Genomic DNA, 13761 nt, shown 5'->3' with positions numbered 1-13761 from the left:
TTGGGGCGGCCCGGCAAGGGTGCGATGAGCGAGATCCTCCTGTCTGCGAAAGACCTCAGCGTGCGCTTCGGCGGCGTGCTCGCGGTCAACAAGGTCAGCTTCGATGTGCGCCGCGGTGAGGTGTTCACGCTGATCGGCCCGAACGGCGCCGGCAAGACGACGGTGTTCAACCTGATCAGCCGCATCTACACGCCGACGACCGGCTCGATCGCGTTCGAGGGCCGGCAACTCGCCGACCTGGCACCGCACGACATCGCGCGGCTCGGCATCGCGCGCACGTTCCAGAACATCGAGCTGTTCGAACACGCAAGCGTGCTGCAGAACCTGCTGATCGGCCGCCACACGCACCGGCAGACGAATCTGTGGAGCGAGCTGCTGTTCACGCGCAAGGCCCGCACGGCCGAGATCGCGGCGCGCGAGAAGGTCGAGCAGGTGATCGACCTGCTCGACCTGCAGCACCACCGCGAGGCGCTCGTCGCCGGGCTGCCTTACGGTGTGCGCAAGGTCGTCGAGCTGGCGCGCGCGTTGTGCACCGAGCCGAAGCTGCTGCTGCTCGACGAGCCTTCGTCGGGGCTGAATGTCGAAGAGACCGACGACATGGCGTTCTGGATCGCCGACATCCGCAGCGAGCTGGGCATCACGGTGCTGATGGTCGAGCACGACATGGCGCTGGTCTCGAAGGTCTCGGACCGCGTGCTCGCGATGAACCAGGGCGAAGTGCTCACGCTCGGCACGCCGGCCGAGGTGCAGCGCCATCCGGGCGTGATCGAGGCGTACCTCGGCTCGGTCGACGACGTGGCCAGCCTGCGCAGGGTGATGGCATGAGCCCCGCCCGGCCGCCCGAAGGGGCTCGCACCGCAGCGCGCAGCGCGGAGGTTACCCAATGAATGCGGACGACGCGATCCTCAGGCTGCTCAACGTCGAGAGCGCATACGGCCCGATCCGCGCGATCCGCGGTGTCAGCCTGCAGGTGCGGCGCGGCCAGATCGCGACCGTGCTCGGCTCGAACGGCGCCGGCAAGAGCACGATCCTGAAGACCATCTCCGGGATCATCGATCCGCGCAAGGGCAGCATCGCGTTCAAGGGCGAAGACATCACTGCGCGCGACCCGGCGCTGATCGTGCAGCGCGGGCTCTCGCACGTGCCGGAGGGGCGCGAGGTGTTCCCGCTGCTGTCGATCCGCGACAACCTGATGATGGGCGCCTACACGCGGCACGACCGCGACGGTGTGGCACGCGACCTGGAAGCGGTCTGCGGCTACTTCCCGATCCTGCGCGAGCGTTTCGACCAGCACGCCGGGCTGCTCTCCGGCGGCCAGCAGCAGATGCTCGCGATCTCGCGCGCGCTGATGGCCGCGCCCGAGCTGATCCTGCTCGACGAGCCGAGCCTGGGCCTCTCGCCGCGCCTCACGCGCGAGATCTTCGAGATCGTGATCCGCATCAATCGCGAGCGCGGCACGACGATCCTGCTGGTCGAGCAGAACGCCAACATGGCGCTGAACGTCGCCGACTTCGGCTACGTGCTCGAGAACGGCCGCATCGTGATGGAAGACCGCTGCGACAAGCTGCGCGAGAAGGACGACATCAAGGAGTTCTACCTCGGCATGAAGGAAACCGGCGTGCGTGGCGAGCGGCGCTGGAAGAAGAAGAAGACCTGGCGATGAGCAAGCTCTGGGACCTCGGTCATCTTCAGCCGCGCGAGGCGATCGTCGTCGAAGGCGAGACGCTGCCGGCGATGTTCTGGAACGCCGCGGCGCTGCGCGGCGGCAAGGTCTTCATGCGCCAGAAGAAGCTCGGCCTGTGGCGCGAATGGACCTGGGACGAGACCGCGCAGGCCGTGCGCGAGATCGGCAACGGCCTGCTCGCGCTCGGCTTCGAGGCCGGCGACTGCGCGTCGATCGCGTCGAACACGGTCGTCGAATGGGTGCTCGCGGACCTGGCCGTGCTCAGCTGCGGCGGCGTCTCGAACGGCATCTACCCGACCGATGCCGCGCCGCAGGTGCAGTACCTGTGCGAAGACTCGCGCACCCGCGTGCTGTTCGTCGAGGACGAAGAGCAGCTCGACAAGGCGCTCGAGGTGCGCGAGCGCCTGCCGCGGCTGCGCAAGATCGTCGTGTTCGACCCGAAGGGCCTGCGCGACTTCGTCGACCCCGACGTGATCGACCTGGCCGCGCTGCGCGAGCTCGGCCGCCGCCACGCGCAGGCGCACCCGGAGGCGCTCGTCGCGCGCAGCCGGGCATGCCGGCCCGAAGACCTCGCGATCCTGGTCTACACCTCCGGCACGACCGGCAAGCCCAAGGGCGCGATGCATTCGCACCGCGGCCTGGTCTACACCGCGCGCGGCTACAACCGCATCGTCGCGCAGGACGAATCCGACGAGCGCATGTGCTTCCTGCCGCTGTGCCACATCGCCGAGCGCATGGGCGGCGAGTACTTCGCCGTCTACACCGGCTCGAAGCTGAACTTCGTCGAGAACCCCGAGACGGTGCCCGAGAACGTGCGCGAGATCGCGCCGACCGTTTTCACCGCGGTGCCGCGCATCTGGGAGAAGTTCTACTCGGGCGTGACGATCGCGCTGCGCGAGTCCGGCCGGCTGCAGCAGCTCGCGTACGCATGGAGCATCGGCGTCGGCACGCGCATCGCCGATCGCGTGCTCGCCGGGGAGGCGGTCGGCGCGCTGCTGAAGCTGCAGTTCGGGCTGGCGCGCGTGCTCGCGCTGAACAACGTGCGCAAGCTGATCGGCATCCACCGTGCGCGCTTCTGCGTCACCGGCGCAGCGCCGATCTCGCCCGAGCTGGTCAGGTGGTACCTCGCGCTCGGCGTGCCGATGCTCGAGGTCTGGGGCATGACCGAGACCTGCGGCGCCTCGACCTACACGCCGGCCGCTCGCATCAAGCCCGGCACGATCGGCCCGGCCTGCCCGTTCAACGAGGTCAGGTGCGATCCGGCGACCGGCGAGCTGATGGTGCGCGGCACGAACGTCTTCATGGGCTATCTGAACCTGCCCGAGAAGACCGCCGAGACGCTCACGCCCGACGGCTGGCTGCACACCGGCGATGTCGGCCTCGTCGACGCCGACGGGTGCTTCCGCATCACCGACCGGATGAAGGACATCATCATCACGGCCGGCGGCAAGAACATCACGCCGAGCGAGCTCGAGAACGACCTGAAGTTCTCGCCCTACATCACCGACGCGGTGGTGGTCGGCGACAAGCGGCCCTACCTGACGGTGATCGTGATGATCGACCAGGAGAACGTCGAGAAGTACGCGCAGGATCGCGACATCCCATTCAGCAATTACGCCAGCTTGACGCTGAGCGCCGAAGTCCAACAATTGATCCAGGCCGAGATCGAGCGCGTGAACAGGAAGTTCGCACGCGTCGAGCAGATCAAGAAGTTCTGGCTGCTCGACACGCAGCTCAGCGCCGAGGACGACGAACTGACGCCGACGATGAAGCTCAAGCGCAAGCTCGTCGAGAAGAAATACGCCGCGCGCATCGAGGCGATGTACGGCTGACGAGGGTTCATCACCGAAGGAGACCACGACATGAAGACCGCATTCGTTCTCGCCGCGGCCGCTCTGGCCAGCGGTTCGCTGTACGCCCAGTCGAAGGCGCCGCCGCAGGGCGTCTCAAAGGACGAGATCGTCGTCGGCTCGATCCAGGACCTGTCGGGGCCGATCGCCGGCTTCGGCAAGCAGGTGCGCGCCGGCATGCTGCTGCGCGTGGACGAGATCAACGAGCAGGGCGGCATCAACGGCCGCAAGGTGAAGCTGATCGTCGAAGACTCGGCCTACGACCCGAAGAAGGCGGTGCTGGCGGCGCAGAAGCTCGTCAACCAGGACAAGATCTTCATCATGGTCGGCCACATCGGCACCGCGCAGAACAACGCGGCGATGCCGGTACAGTTCGAGAAGAACGTGATCAACTTCTATCCGATTACCGCAGCGCGCGAGATGTACGAGCCGTACAACCGGCTGAAGTATGCGTTCGCCGCGACCTACTACGACCAGATGCGCGGCGCCGTGCCCAAGCTCGTGAAGGAGAAGGGCGCGAAAAAGGTCTGCACGATGTACCAGGACGACGAGTTCGGCCTCGAGGTCGTGCGCGGCGGCGAGGCCGGCCTGAAGACGATCGGCATGGAGTTCGCCGAGAAGACGAGCTACAAGCGCGGCGCGACCGATTTCTCGTCGCAGGTCGCGCGCATGAAGGCCGCGGGCTGCGACTTCGTCGTGCTCGGCACGATCATCCGCGAGACGATCGGCGCGATCGCCGAGAGCCGCAAGACCGGCTTCAACCCGACCTTCCTCGGCTCGAGCGCGAGCTACACCGACCTGATCCACAAGCTCGGCGGCAAGGCGATGGACGGCCTGTACGCGACGATGACGGTGCAGAACCCGTACCTCGACGATGCCTCGAAGGGGATCAGCTTCTGGGCCGCGAAATACAAGACCAAGTTCAGCGAGGACCCGACGGTGTTCTCGGTCTACGGCTACATGGCGATCGACGCGTTCGCGGCCGGCGCCACGAAGGCCGGGCCGAACCTGAATACCGACAGCTTCATCAAAGCGATGGACACGATGAGCTTCGCGCCCGACATGTTCGGCGGCGCGCAGGTCACGTTCACGTCGACGAAGCGGCTGGGCAGCAACGTCTCGCGCCTGTCGCAGCTGCAGGACGCGCGCTGGAAGGTGATGTCGGAATACTTCAACCCGCAGTGAGCGGCAGCGGCGCCTCGACGCCGAGCCGCAAGCGCGGCGAACAGCTGCGAGAGGAGAACCTGGTCTCGTCGACGAATTCCGGCTCGAAAGCGGTCGAGCGCGTCATACGCCGAGCTGCCGCGCAGCCAGCTCCTTCATGATCTCTTCGGCGCCGCCGCCGATCATCATCACCTTGACCTCGCGGTAGATGCGTTCGCTCTTCGTGCCGCGCATGTAGCCCATGCCGCCGAGGATCTGCACGGCGGCGTCGGCGCACCATTGCATCGTCTGCGTCGCGTGGTTCTTCAGCAGGCACAGCTCGGCGACCCACTCGGCACCGGTGTCGCCGGCTTCGAGACGCGCGACCGTCGCGTGCAGCCAGGCCCGCGTGCTGTCCAGGCGCATGCGCATGTCCATCAGCTTGTGGCGCGTCACCTGGTGCTCGACCAGCGCGGCGCCGAAGGTCTGGCGCTGGCGCGCCCAATCCAGCGCCTCGTCGAAGCAGACCTGCGCGAACGCCGCGGCGCCGGCCGCCATCAGCAGCCGCTCGCCGTTGAAGTTCTCCATGATCATGCGGAAGCCCGCGTTCTCGTCGCCGATCAGGTGATCGGCCGGCACGCGGCAATTCTCGAAATGCAGTTGCGCGGTGTCGCTGCACCACCAGCCCATCTTCGCGAGCGGTGTGCGCGTCAGTCCGGCGGCGTCGCCGGGCACCGCGAGCAGCGAGATGCCGCTTGCACCCTTGCCGCCGGTGCGCACCGCGAGCGTGATCCAGTCGGCGCGCATTCCGGAGGTGATGAAGGTCTTGTCGCCATCGATGACCCAGTGCGTGCCGTCGCGCCGCGCGCTGCAGCGCAAGCGCGCGACATCGGAGCCGCCAGAGGGTTCCGTGATCGCGAGCGCGGCGATCTTCGCGCCGGCGAGCACCTCGGGGATCACGCGGCGCTTCAGCGCTTCGCTGCCGTGCGCGACGAGCGGCGGCAGCCCGATGTTGTGCGAGAACAGGCTCGCCATCAGCCCGCCGCTGCCGGCGCGTGCGATCTCCTCGGTCGCGATCAGGCGGAACCACGTGTCGGCCGGCGTGCCGCCGTAGGCCTCGGGGTAGCCCAGGCCGAGCAGCCCGATGTGCGCGGCGCGCCGGTAGAGCTCGCGCGGGAAGCCCTGCGCCTCGTCCCATGCGTTGATGTGCGGCGCGATCTCGGCAGCGACGAAGCTGCGCACGCTGTCGCGGAACAACTCGTGCTCGGGCGAGGGCTTCATCCGGCGATCTCGATCAGCACCTGGCGCGCCGCGACCTGATCGTCGACGCGCGTGTGCAGCGCGTGCACGATGCCGGCGAAGGGCGCGTGGATCTGGTGCTCCATCTTCATCGCCTCCATCACCAGCAGCAGCGCGCCGGCCGGCACGCTCGCGCCGGGCTGCGCGTGCACCTGCGTGACCCGGCCGTGCATCGGCGCACGCAGCGCGCCGGCGGCGCTGGCCTGCGCGGCCTGGACGCCGATCAACCGGAGGTCGCGCGACGCGAGCTCGGCACCTTCGCACAACCACCACGATGCATCGGCCTGCTGGACACAGCGCGCGCTGACCGGCCGGCCGTCGACGCTGGCGCGCACGACAGACCGACTCTCGCGTTCGAGCCCTTCGACACTGTGCGTCAGCGCGGCGCAGCGGGCGGCGAAGCGCTGCGGCGTGCCGCTGAACTGCCAGGTCTCGATGCGGCCGTCGTCGAGCTCGATCGGTGCCGCCGTGTCGACGCGGCCCGATGCCTGCCACCCCGCCCACAGCGGCGGCAACGCGGCCGGCGCGAGCAGCGCGTGACTCGCGGCCGCGAGCGCGCGCAGCCACGACGGCGCGTCGGTCGTGCGGGCCGCATCGTCGGCGAAGTGCTGGCCGAGAAACGCCGTGCTCACGTCGTCGGCGGCGAATGCCGGATGCCGCAGCACGCGGGCGAGGAACGCGCGGTTCGTCTTGATGCCCAGGCAGGCCGTGCGGTCGAGCGCATCGGCCAGGCGGTGGATCGCCGCGTCGCGCGATGACCCGGCGCCTCCCTGCGGCGCATGCACGATCAGCTTCGCGAGCATCGAGTCGTAGAACGGGCTGACCTCGCAGCCGCTCGCCAGCGCGTGCTCGCAGCGCACGCCGCGCGGCGGCTGCCAGTGCCGCACGTGGCCCGATTGCGGCAGGTAGCCGTGGGCGGGATCCTCGGCACACAGCCGCGCCTCGATGGCATGGCCGCCGGCCTCGAAGCGGGCGAGCGCCTCGTCCTGACACATGGGCAGCGCTTCGCCGGCGGCGATGCGCAGCTGCCACTCGACCAGGTCGACGCCGACCAGCGCCTCGGTCACCGGGTGCTCGACCTGCAGCCGCGTGTTCATCTCCATGAACCAGAACGCGCCGGGGGGTTCTCCATCGGTGTCGAGCAGGAACTCGACGGTGCCGGCTCCGACATAGCCGACCTCGCGCGCGACCGCGACCGCGACCTCGCCGATGCGCCGGCGCAGCGCCGGCGTGACCGCGGGCGAGGGCGCTTCCTCGATGATCTTCTGGTGACGGCGCTGCACCGAGCAATCGCGCTCGCCGAGGTGGATCACGTGGCCGTGCGCATCCGCGAACACCTGGACCTCGACATGCCGCGGCGCGAGCAGCGCGCGCTCGATCAGCAGCCGCGCATCGCCGAACGCGGCCTGAGCTTCCGCCGCGGCCGAAGCGAGCGCGCCGGCCAGCGCGCCCGGGTCCGACACGAGCCGCATCCCGCGCCCGCCGCCGCCGGCGCTGGCCTTGACCATCAGCGGGAAGCCGAGCCGAAGCGCCGCGTCGTGCAGCGCGCCCGGCCGCTGGTCGGCGCCGTCGTAGCCGGGCAGCACCGGCACGCCCGCGGCCGCCAGGCGTTGGCGCGCGCGCGCCTTGTCGGCCATCGCGTGCATCGCCGCCGGCGGCGGGCCGATCCAGACCAGGCCGGCGTCGATCACTGCCTGCGCGAATGCGGCGTTCTCGGACAGGAAACCGTAGCCCGGATGCACTGCCTGCGCGCCCGAGGCCAGCGCGGCGTTGATGAGCTTGTCGATGCGCAGGTACGAGTCGGCCGGGTGCTCGCCGCCGATCGCGAACACGCTGTCGCAGGCCTGCGCGTGAGGCGCGCCGCGGTCGGCATCGGGCGCGACGGCGATCGTCTTCAGGCCGAGCGCACGTGCGCTGCGCGCGATGCGCGGGACGATCTCGCCACGGTTCGCAATCAGCAGCGTGTCGAAGCGCGTCGTCATGCGCCGGCTCCATCGGGACGCGCGACCCACGCCGCCGGCCGCTTCGACGCCAGCGCAGCCAGACCCTCGGCCGCGCTGCCGCCGCGCAGCGCCGCGGCGAACGCGAGCGCTGCGAAATCGAGCGTCGCGGCAAGCGGCTCGCGCGCGCGGCGCTGCAGGATGGCCTTGGTCGCGCGCAACGCGGCGGGCTCGGCGCGGTCGAGTTCGGTCAGCAGTGCGTTCAGACGTTCGTCCAGCGCGGCAGGCTCGAACAGCTCGTCGACCAGGCCGCAGGCGAGCGCCTCGGCAGCGCCGATGCGCCGGCCCGTCAGCATCAGCCGCAGCGCTGCGCCATGGCCCAGGCGCGCGGCGACGAAGGGCGCGATCTGCGCCGGCGGCAGCCCGAGCGTGACCTCGGGCATGGCGAACTGCGCATCGCTCGCCGCGAGCACGAAATCGCAGGCCGCCGCGAGGCCGGCGCCACCGCCGATCGCTGCACCTTCGACGACCGCGATCGTCGCGACCGGGCTGGCCTGCAGCTGCTCGAGCAGCGCGCCGAAGCCGCGGTTGAAGCGTGCGATCGGGTCGGTGCCTTCGGCGGGCGCCGCGCCGGCCATCAGTTCGCGAAAGCGGCTGAAGTCGCCGCCGGCGCAGAAGCGGCCGCCGGCGCCGCGCATCACCAGCGCGCGCACGTCCGGCTGCGAGGCGGCGCGCGCGAGTGCGTCGGCCAGGCCGGCGACCATCGCCTCGCTCAGCGCGTTGCGCGTCGCCGGCGCGTCGAGCGTCGCGAACACGAACGCGCGGCGAGTCTCGATGCGGATCACGGCTGCAACCCTAGTGCCGGACGGGGAGCGTGTGCATGTATTTGGCGATGATCCCCAGCATCACCTCGTCGGCGCCGCCGGCGATCGACGCGAGCCGGCCGTCGCGGTACAGGCGCGCGACGCGGTTGTCCCAGGTGTAGCCCATGCCGCCCCAGTACTGCATGCAGCCGTCGGGCACGGTGCGCAGCAGCCGGCTGGACTTGAGCTTGGCCATCGAGGCCCACTCGGTCACGTCCTGCCCGGCGATGTACTTCTCGGTCGCCATGTAGACCAAGGCGCGCAGCGATTCGACCTCGGTCTTCAGCTCGGCGAGCTTGAAGTGCACGACCTGGTTGTCGAGCACGCTCTTGCCGAAGATCTGGCGCTCGCGGGTGTATCGAATCGTCTCCTCGATGCAGTTCGTCAGGCCCTGGATCGCGTTCGCCGCGGCCCACAGCCGCTCTTCCTGGAACTGCATCATCTGGTAGGTGAAGCCCATGCCTTCTTCGCCGACGCGGTTGCGCTGCGGCACGCGCACGGCGTCGAAGTGGATCAGCCCGGTGTCGCTGGCCATCATGCCGATCTTGCGGATCTTCTGCGCCCGCGTGACGCCGGGCGTGCCCATCGGCACCATGATCAGGCTCTTGTTCTTGTGCGCCGCGCCTTCCGAGGTGTTCGCCAGCACGCACATCCAGTCGGCTTGCAGCGAGTTGGTGATCCACATCTTGCCGCCGTCGATGACGTAGTCGTCGCCATCCTTCTTCGCGGTCGTCTTGATGCTCGCGACATCCGAGCCCGCGCCGGGTTCGGAGACGCCGATGCAGCCGACCGCGTCGCCGCTGATCGCCGGGGCGAGGAACTCGCGCTTCAGCGCGTCGGAGCCGAAGCGCGCGAGCGCCGGCGTGGCCATGTCGGTCTGCACGCCGATCGCCATCGGGATCGCGCCACAGTTGCAGTCGCCGAGCGCCTCGGCCATCACGACCGAGTACGAGTAGTCGAGCGCCATGCCGCCGTAGTCGGTCGGCTTGGTCAGGCCGAGCAGGCCCAGGTCACCGAGTTTCTTGAAGACCTCGTGCGCGGGGAACTCTTCCGCCGCCTCCCACGCGTCGACATGCGGATTGATCTCTTCGGCGATGAAGCGCTTCAGCGTGCGCCGGATCTCTTCGTGTTCATGGGTCAGTTGCATCGCGATGTCTCCTCGGGAATTCAGGGGCGTGCCACGCCGAACTGCATCGGGTGCAGCGTGCGGCGCTGCGCCTCGTCGCACAGCGCCAGGCACAGCGCGAGCACGCGGCGCGTGTCGCGCGGGTCGATCAGGCCGTCGTCGAGCAACAGCCCGGATGTGTAGAACGCATGCATCTGGCGCTCGAAGGTGTCGACGATCTGCACCTTCAGCGCCGCGAGCCGGTCTTCGTCGACCGGCACGCCCTTGCGCGCCGCGCCATCGCGCATCACGATCTCCATCGTGCCGGCGGCCTGCTGCGGGCCCATCACGGCGGTGCGTGCGTTCGGCCAGCTGAACGCGAAGCGCGGATGGAAGCCGCGCCCGCACATGCCGTAGTTGCCGGCACCGAACGAGGCGCCGCACTGGATCGTGATCTGCGGCACCGTCGCGTTCGACAGCGCCTGGATCTGCTTCGCGCCGTGCTTGATCATGCCGGCGCGCTCGGCATCCGTTCCGACGATGAAGCCGGTCGTGTTCTGCAGGTAGACGATGGCCGTGCCGGTCTGGCAGCAGCTCTGGATGAAGTGCGTGACCTTGGTGCTGCCGGCCGGGTCGAGCGGGCCGTTGTTCGTGACGATGCCGACGCGGAAGCCGGCGATCGCAGCAAAGCCGCAGACGGTCGCCGGGCCGTGGTCGGGCTTGAACTCGAGGAACTCCGAGGCGTCGACGATGCGCGCGATCACGTGGCGCATCTCGACCGGCTTCTTCATGTCGGCGGCGAACAGGCCGAGCAGCGCGTCGGCGTCGTGCTCCGGCGGCGGGCCGTCGGGCCAGCCCGCCTGGGGCTGCCAGCCGAGCGCGGCGACCAGCTCGCGCGCGAGGCCGAGCGCGTGCGCGTCGTCGTCGGCGACGTATTCCGCCAGGCCCGAGACGGTCGAATGCATGTCGGCGCCGCCGAGCGCCTCGTCGGTCGCGATCTCGCCGGTCGCGGCCTTCAGCAAGGGCGGGCCGGCGAGGAACGCGCGCGCGCGGCCGCGCACCATGATCACGTGGTCGGACAGGCCGGTCATGTAGGCGCCGCCGGCGGTCGACGAGCCATGCACGACCGCGATCACCGGGAGTCCCGCGGCCGACAGCCGCGCGAGCATGTAGAACGCGCTGCCACCATGGATGAACTGCTCGACCTTGTAGTTCAGCAGGTTCGCGCCGGCCGATTCGACCAGGTGCACGAAGGGCAGGCGGTTCTCGAGCGCGATCGCCTGCGCGCGCTGCAGCTTCTCGAGGCCTTTCGGTTGCAGTGCGCCGGCATCGATGCCGGCATCGTCGGCGACGAGCATCACGCGCGTGCCGCGCACCACCCCGATGCCGCAGATCGTGCCGCCGCCGGGGATCGACTGCTCGGCATCGGGCGTGTCCTGCAGCCAGCCGGCGAGCGTCGAGAGTTCGAGAAAGGGCAGGCCGGGGTCGAGCAGGCGCGCGACACGCTCGCGTGGCAGCAGCTGGCCGCGCCTGTCGAACAGCGGCTGCGCGCGTGCGCTGGCCGCGCGCGTGCGCGCCTCGATCGCGCGCCACTGCTCGATCAGGCCGAGCGCGTGCGCGCGGTTCGCGGCGAAAGCCTCGGTGGCCGTGTCGAGACGCAGGTCGAGGGTTGGCATGTTCAGCCGCGCAGAACCTGGGGTGTCGTCGCGAGGTGGAAGCCGTCGAACGGCGTGGTGCTGCCGCCGGTGCCGACCTCGGGCCAGATGCGCTTCGCGTTCGGCGCGGCGCCGTCGATGCGCAGGCAGGCGCCAGAGACGAACGCCGCGGCCGGCGACAGCAGGAACACGATCGCCGCGGAGACCTCGCTCTCGGTGCCCAGGCGCTGCAGCGGCACGAGTTGCTTCATGCCGCGGATCGTCTCGCGCATCGTCGGCGGGTACTGGTCCATGCCGCTCGACGCGATCCAGCCCGGCGCGACCGCGTTGACGCGGATCGGCGCCCATTCGAGCGCCGCCGTTTCGGTCAGGTTCAGCATGCCGGCGCGCGCCGCGCCCGAGTGGCCCATGCCCGGCATGCCGCCCCAGATGTCGGCAATGATGTTGACGATCGCGCCGCCGTGCGCGTTCATCCACTGCGTCACGCACTCGCGCGCCATCAGGAAGCCGCCGGTCAGGTTGTTGCGCACGACCGCGTCCCAACCCTTGGCGCTGATCGTCGCGAGCGGCGCGGGGTACTGGCCGCCGGCGTTGTTCACGAGGCCGTCGATGCGGCCGTGGTGCGCGAGCACCTGCGCGATCGTCGCCCGCACCGTGTCTTCGTCGCGGATGTCGCAGACGTGGGTCGAGCAGCGGCCGCCCGCGGCCTCGATCTCGGCGCGCACCGCGTCGAGCTTCTCGCACCTGCGCCCGACGATCGCGACCGCCGCGCCGAGCGCGGCCAGCTCGTGCGCCGTGCAGCGGCCGATGCCCGAGCCGCCGCCGGTCACGACCACGACCTGATCGGCGAACAGGCCGGGCTGGAATATCGATCGATAGCGTGACATCGTGAGCCCCGGATTCGATGCAATTCGATTCAACCAAGCACTTGCTTGGTGAGTTGCCGGCGAGTGTGCCCGTCGCCATAATGCGTTGTCAATGGCCGCCGCCGGGCAGCCAGCACCGGAGCCCACACCATGCCAGATGCGATGATCTTCGATGCCGTGCGCACGCCGCGCGGCAAGGGCAAGAGAGACGGCAGCCTGTTCGAGGTCAAGCCGGTCGACCTGCTCGCCGGCTTGCTGACGAAGCTGCAGCAACGCCTGGCCTTCGATCCGGCGCAGCTCGACGATGTCGTGATGGGCGTCGTGTCGCCGGTCGGCGAGCAGGGCTCGGTGATTGCGAAGACCGCGGCGCTGAAGGCGGGCTGGGATTTCCGCGTCGCCGGCATGCAGATCAATCGCTTCTGCGCATCGGGGCTGGAGGCCGTGAACCTGGCGGCGCAGAAGGTCGCGAGCGGCTGGGAAGACATGGTCGTCGCCGGCGGCGTCGAGAGCATGTCGCGGGTGCCGATCGGCTCCGACGGCGGCGCGTGGGCGCAAGACCCCGAGACGAACTTCGCGACCGGCTTCGTGCCGCAAGGCATCGGCGCCGACCTGATCGCCACGCTCGGTGGTTGGGACCGCGACGCCGTCGACCGCTTCGCACTGACTTCGCAACAGCGCGCGGCCGCGGCGCAGGCCGAGGGCCGCTTCGACCGTTCGGTGCTGTCGGTCGACGATTGCGTTGGCCTGCCGGTGCTCGAGCGCGACGAGTTCATCAAGCCGCGCACGACGCTCGAGGGCTTGGGCGCGCTGAAGCTCGCGTTCGGCGAGCTCGGCGCGATGGGCTTCGACGCGGTCGCGCTCGCGCGCTATCCGCAGGTCGAGCGCATCCGCCACGTGCACACCGCCGGCAACTCGTCGGGGATCGTCGATGGCGCCGCGGCCGTGCTGATCGGCAGCGAGGCGAAGGGCCGCGAGATGGGGTTGACGCCGCGCGGCCGCATCGTCGCGACGGCACTCTCGGGCGCCGACCCGACCATCATGCTGACCGGCCCGATGCCGGCGACGCGCAAGGCGCTCGCGAAGGCGGGGCTGACGATAGCCGACATCGACCTGTTCGAGGTCAACGAGGCCTTCGCTGCGGTGCCGATGCGCTTCATGCACGAGATGGGCGTGCCGCACGAGAAGGTGAACGTCAACGGCGGCGCGATCGCGCTTGGCCACCCGCTGGGCGCGACGGGCGCGATGCTGATCGGCACCTTGCTCGACGAACTCGAGCGGCGCCAGCTGAAGCGCGGCCTCGTTACCTTGTGCGTCGGCGGCGGCATGGGCATCGCGACGATCATCGAGAGAGTGTGA

Annotated in this window: 11 protein-coding genes; 5 read left to right on the top strand and 6 right to left on the bottom strand. The window is 69.7% G+C overall.

What is annotated here, in order from left to right; genetic code table 11:
• The first annotated feature begins 24 nt into the window (after positions 1–24).
• The 4 genes from AC1DTW_RS12770 to AC1DTW_RS12755 are packed head-to-tail and all read left to right on the top strand — an operon-like array spanning position 25 to position 4719.
• Positions 25–825 (top strand): ABC transporter ATP-binding protein, encoded by an 801-nt coding sequence (locus AC1DTW_RS12770; protein ID WP_477981513.1) that lies wholly within the window; start codon positions 25–27, stop codon positions 823–825.
• Between the two features lie 58 nt (positions 826–883).
• Complete coding sequence (locus AC1DTW_RS12765; RefSeq protein WP_477981512.1) at positions 884–1663, top strand: ABC transporter ATP-binding protein; 780 nt, start codon at positions 884–886, stop codon at positions 1661–1663.
• Positions 1660–3516 carry an AMP-dependent synthetase/ligase gene (locus tag AC1DTW_RS12760; RefSeq protein ID WP_477981511.1) on the top strand — a complete coding sequence of 619 codons (1857 nt, stop codon included), beginning with the start codon at positions 1660–1662 and terminating at the stop codon, positions 3514–3516. The genes AC1DTW_RS12765 and AC1DTW_RS12760 overlap by 4 nt, the downstream gene beginning before the upstream one ends.
• A 30-nt stretch (positions 3517–3546) precedes the next feature.
• A complete protein-coding gene (locus AC1DTW_RS12755; RefSeq protein ID WP_477981510.1) occupies positions 3547–4719 on the top strand; it encodes an ABC transporter substrate-binding protein in 1173 nt (390 codons plus the stop codon).
• A 102-nt stretch (positions 4720–4821) separates the two neighbouring features.
• Here the strand turns inward: AC1DTW_RS12755 and AC1DTW_RS12750 are convergent, their stop codons facing one another.
• Genes AC1DTW_RS12750 through AC1DTW_RS12725 form a run of 6 tightly spaced genes read right to left on the bottom strand, consistent with a single transcriptional unit; the run spans position 4822 to position 12426 of the window.
• Entirely contained in the window at positions 4822–5958 is a 1137-nt protein-coding gene (locus AC1DTW_RS12750) for an acyl-CoA dehydrogenase family protein (protein WP_477981509.1), read from the bottom strand.
• A complete protein-coding gene (locus AC1DTW_RS12745) occupies positions 5955–7958 on the bottom strand; it encodes an acetyl/propionyl/methylcrotonyl-CoA carboxylase subunit alpha (protein ID WP_477981508.1) in 2004 nt (667 codons plus the stop codon). The genes AC1DTW_RS12750 and AC1DTW_RS12745 overlap by 4 nt, the downstream gene beginning before the upstream one ends.
• Positions 7955–8761 (bottom strand): enoyl-CoA hydratase/isomerase family protein, encoded by an 807-nt coding sequence (locus tag AC1DTW_RS12740; protein WP_477981507.1) that lies wholly within the window; start codon positions 8759–8761, stop codon positions 7955–7957. Before AC1DTW_RS12740 ends, AC1DTW_RS12745 begins: the two co-directional genes overlap by 4 nt.
• A 10-nt stretch (positions 8762–8771) precedes the next feature.
• A complete protein-coding gene (locus tag AC1DTW_RS12735) occupies positions 8772–9926 on the bottom strand; it encodes an acyl-CoA dehydrogenase family protein (protein ID WP_477981506.1) in 1155 nt (384 codons plus the stop codon).
• 20 nt (positions 9927–9946) lie between these two features.
• Positions 9947–11560, bottom strand: coding sequence for an acyl-CoA carboxylase subunit beta (locus tag AC1DTW_RS12730; RefSeq protein ID WP_477981505.1), 1614 nt, complete (start codon positions 11558–11560; stop codon positions 9947–9949).
• A gap of 2 nt (positions 11561–11562) precedes the next feature.
• Positions 11563–12426, bottom strand: a complete 864-nt coding sequence (locus AC1DTW_RS12725) for an SDR family oxidoreductase (protein ID WP_477981504.1) — start codon at positions 12424–12426, stop codon at positions 11563–11565.
• A 129-nt stretch (positions 12427–12555) separates the two neighbouring features.
• Here AC1DTW_RS12725 and AC1DTW_RS12720 point away from each other — a divergent pair, with 129 nt between their 5' ends.
• Positions 12556–13761 carry an acetyl-CoA C-acetyltransferase gene (locus tag AC1DTW_RS12720; protein WP_477981503.1) on the top strand — a complete coding sequence of 402 codons (1206 nt, stop codon included), beginning with the start codon at positions 12556–12558 and terminating at the stop codon, positions 13759–13761.

It is taken from the genome of Rhizobacter sp. P5_A1 (genome assembly GCF_056400745.1).
This window is presented reverse-complemented; position numbering and strand designations above follow the sequence as displayed.

Excerpts from the sequence above, each read along its gene's own strand:
- AC1DTW_RS12770 (WP_477981513.1), top strand. The coding sequence starts at position 25 with ATGAGCGAGATCCTCCTGTCTGCGAAAGACCTCAGCGTGCGCTTCGGC.
- AC1DTW_RS12765 (WP_477981512.1), top strand. The coding sequence starts at position 884 with ATGAATGCGGACGACGCGATCCTCAGGCTGCTCAACGTCGAGAGCGCA.
- AC1DTW_RS12760 (WP_477981511.1), top strand. The coding sequence starts at position 1,660 with ATGAGCAAGCTCTGGGACCTCGGTCATCTTCAGCCGCGCGAGGCGATC.
- AC1DTW_RS12755 (WP_477981510.1), top strand. The coding sequence starts at position 3,547 with ATGAAGACCGCATTCGTTCTCGCCGCGGCCGCTCTGGCCAGCGGTTCG.
- AC1DTW_RS12750 (WP_477981509.1), bottom strand. The coding sequence starts at position 5,958 with ATGAAGCCCTCGCCCGAGCACGAGTTGTTCCGCGACAGCGTGCGCAGC.
- AC1DTW_RS12745 (WP_477981508.1), bottom strand. The coding sequence starts at position 7,958 with ATGACGACGCGCTTCGACACGCTGCTGATTGCGAACCGTGGCGAGATC.
- AC1DTW_RS12735 (WP_477981506.1), bottom strand. The coding sequence starts at position 9,926 with ATGCAACTGACCCATGAACACGAAGAGATCCGGCGCACGCTGAAGCGC.
- AC1DTW_RS12730 (WP_477981505.1), bottom strand. The coding sequence starts at position 11,560 with ATGCCAACCCTCGACCTGCGTCTCGACACGGCCACCGAGGCTTTCGCC.
- AC1DTW_RS12725 (WP_477981504.1), bottom strand. The coding sequence starts at position 12,426 with ATGTCACGCTATCGATCGATATTCCAGCCCGGCCTGTTCGCCGATCAG.
- AC1DTW_RS12720 (WP_477981503.1), top strand. The coding sequence starts at position 12,556 with ATGCCAGATGCGATGATCTTCGATGCCGTGCGCACGCCGCGCGGCAAG.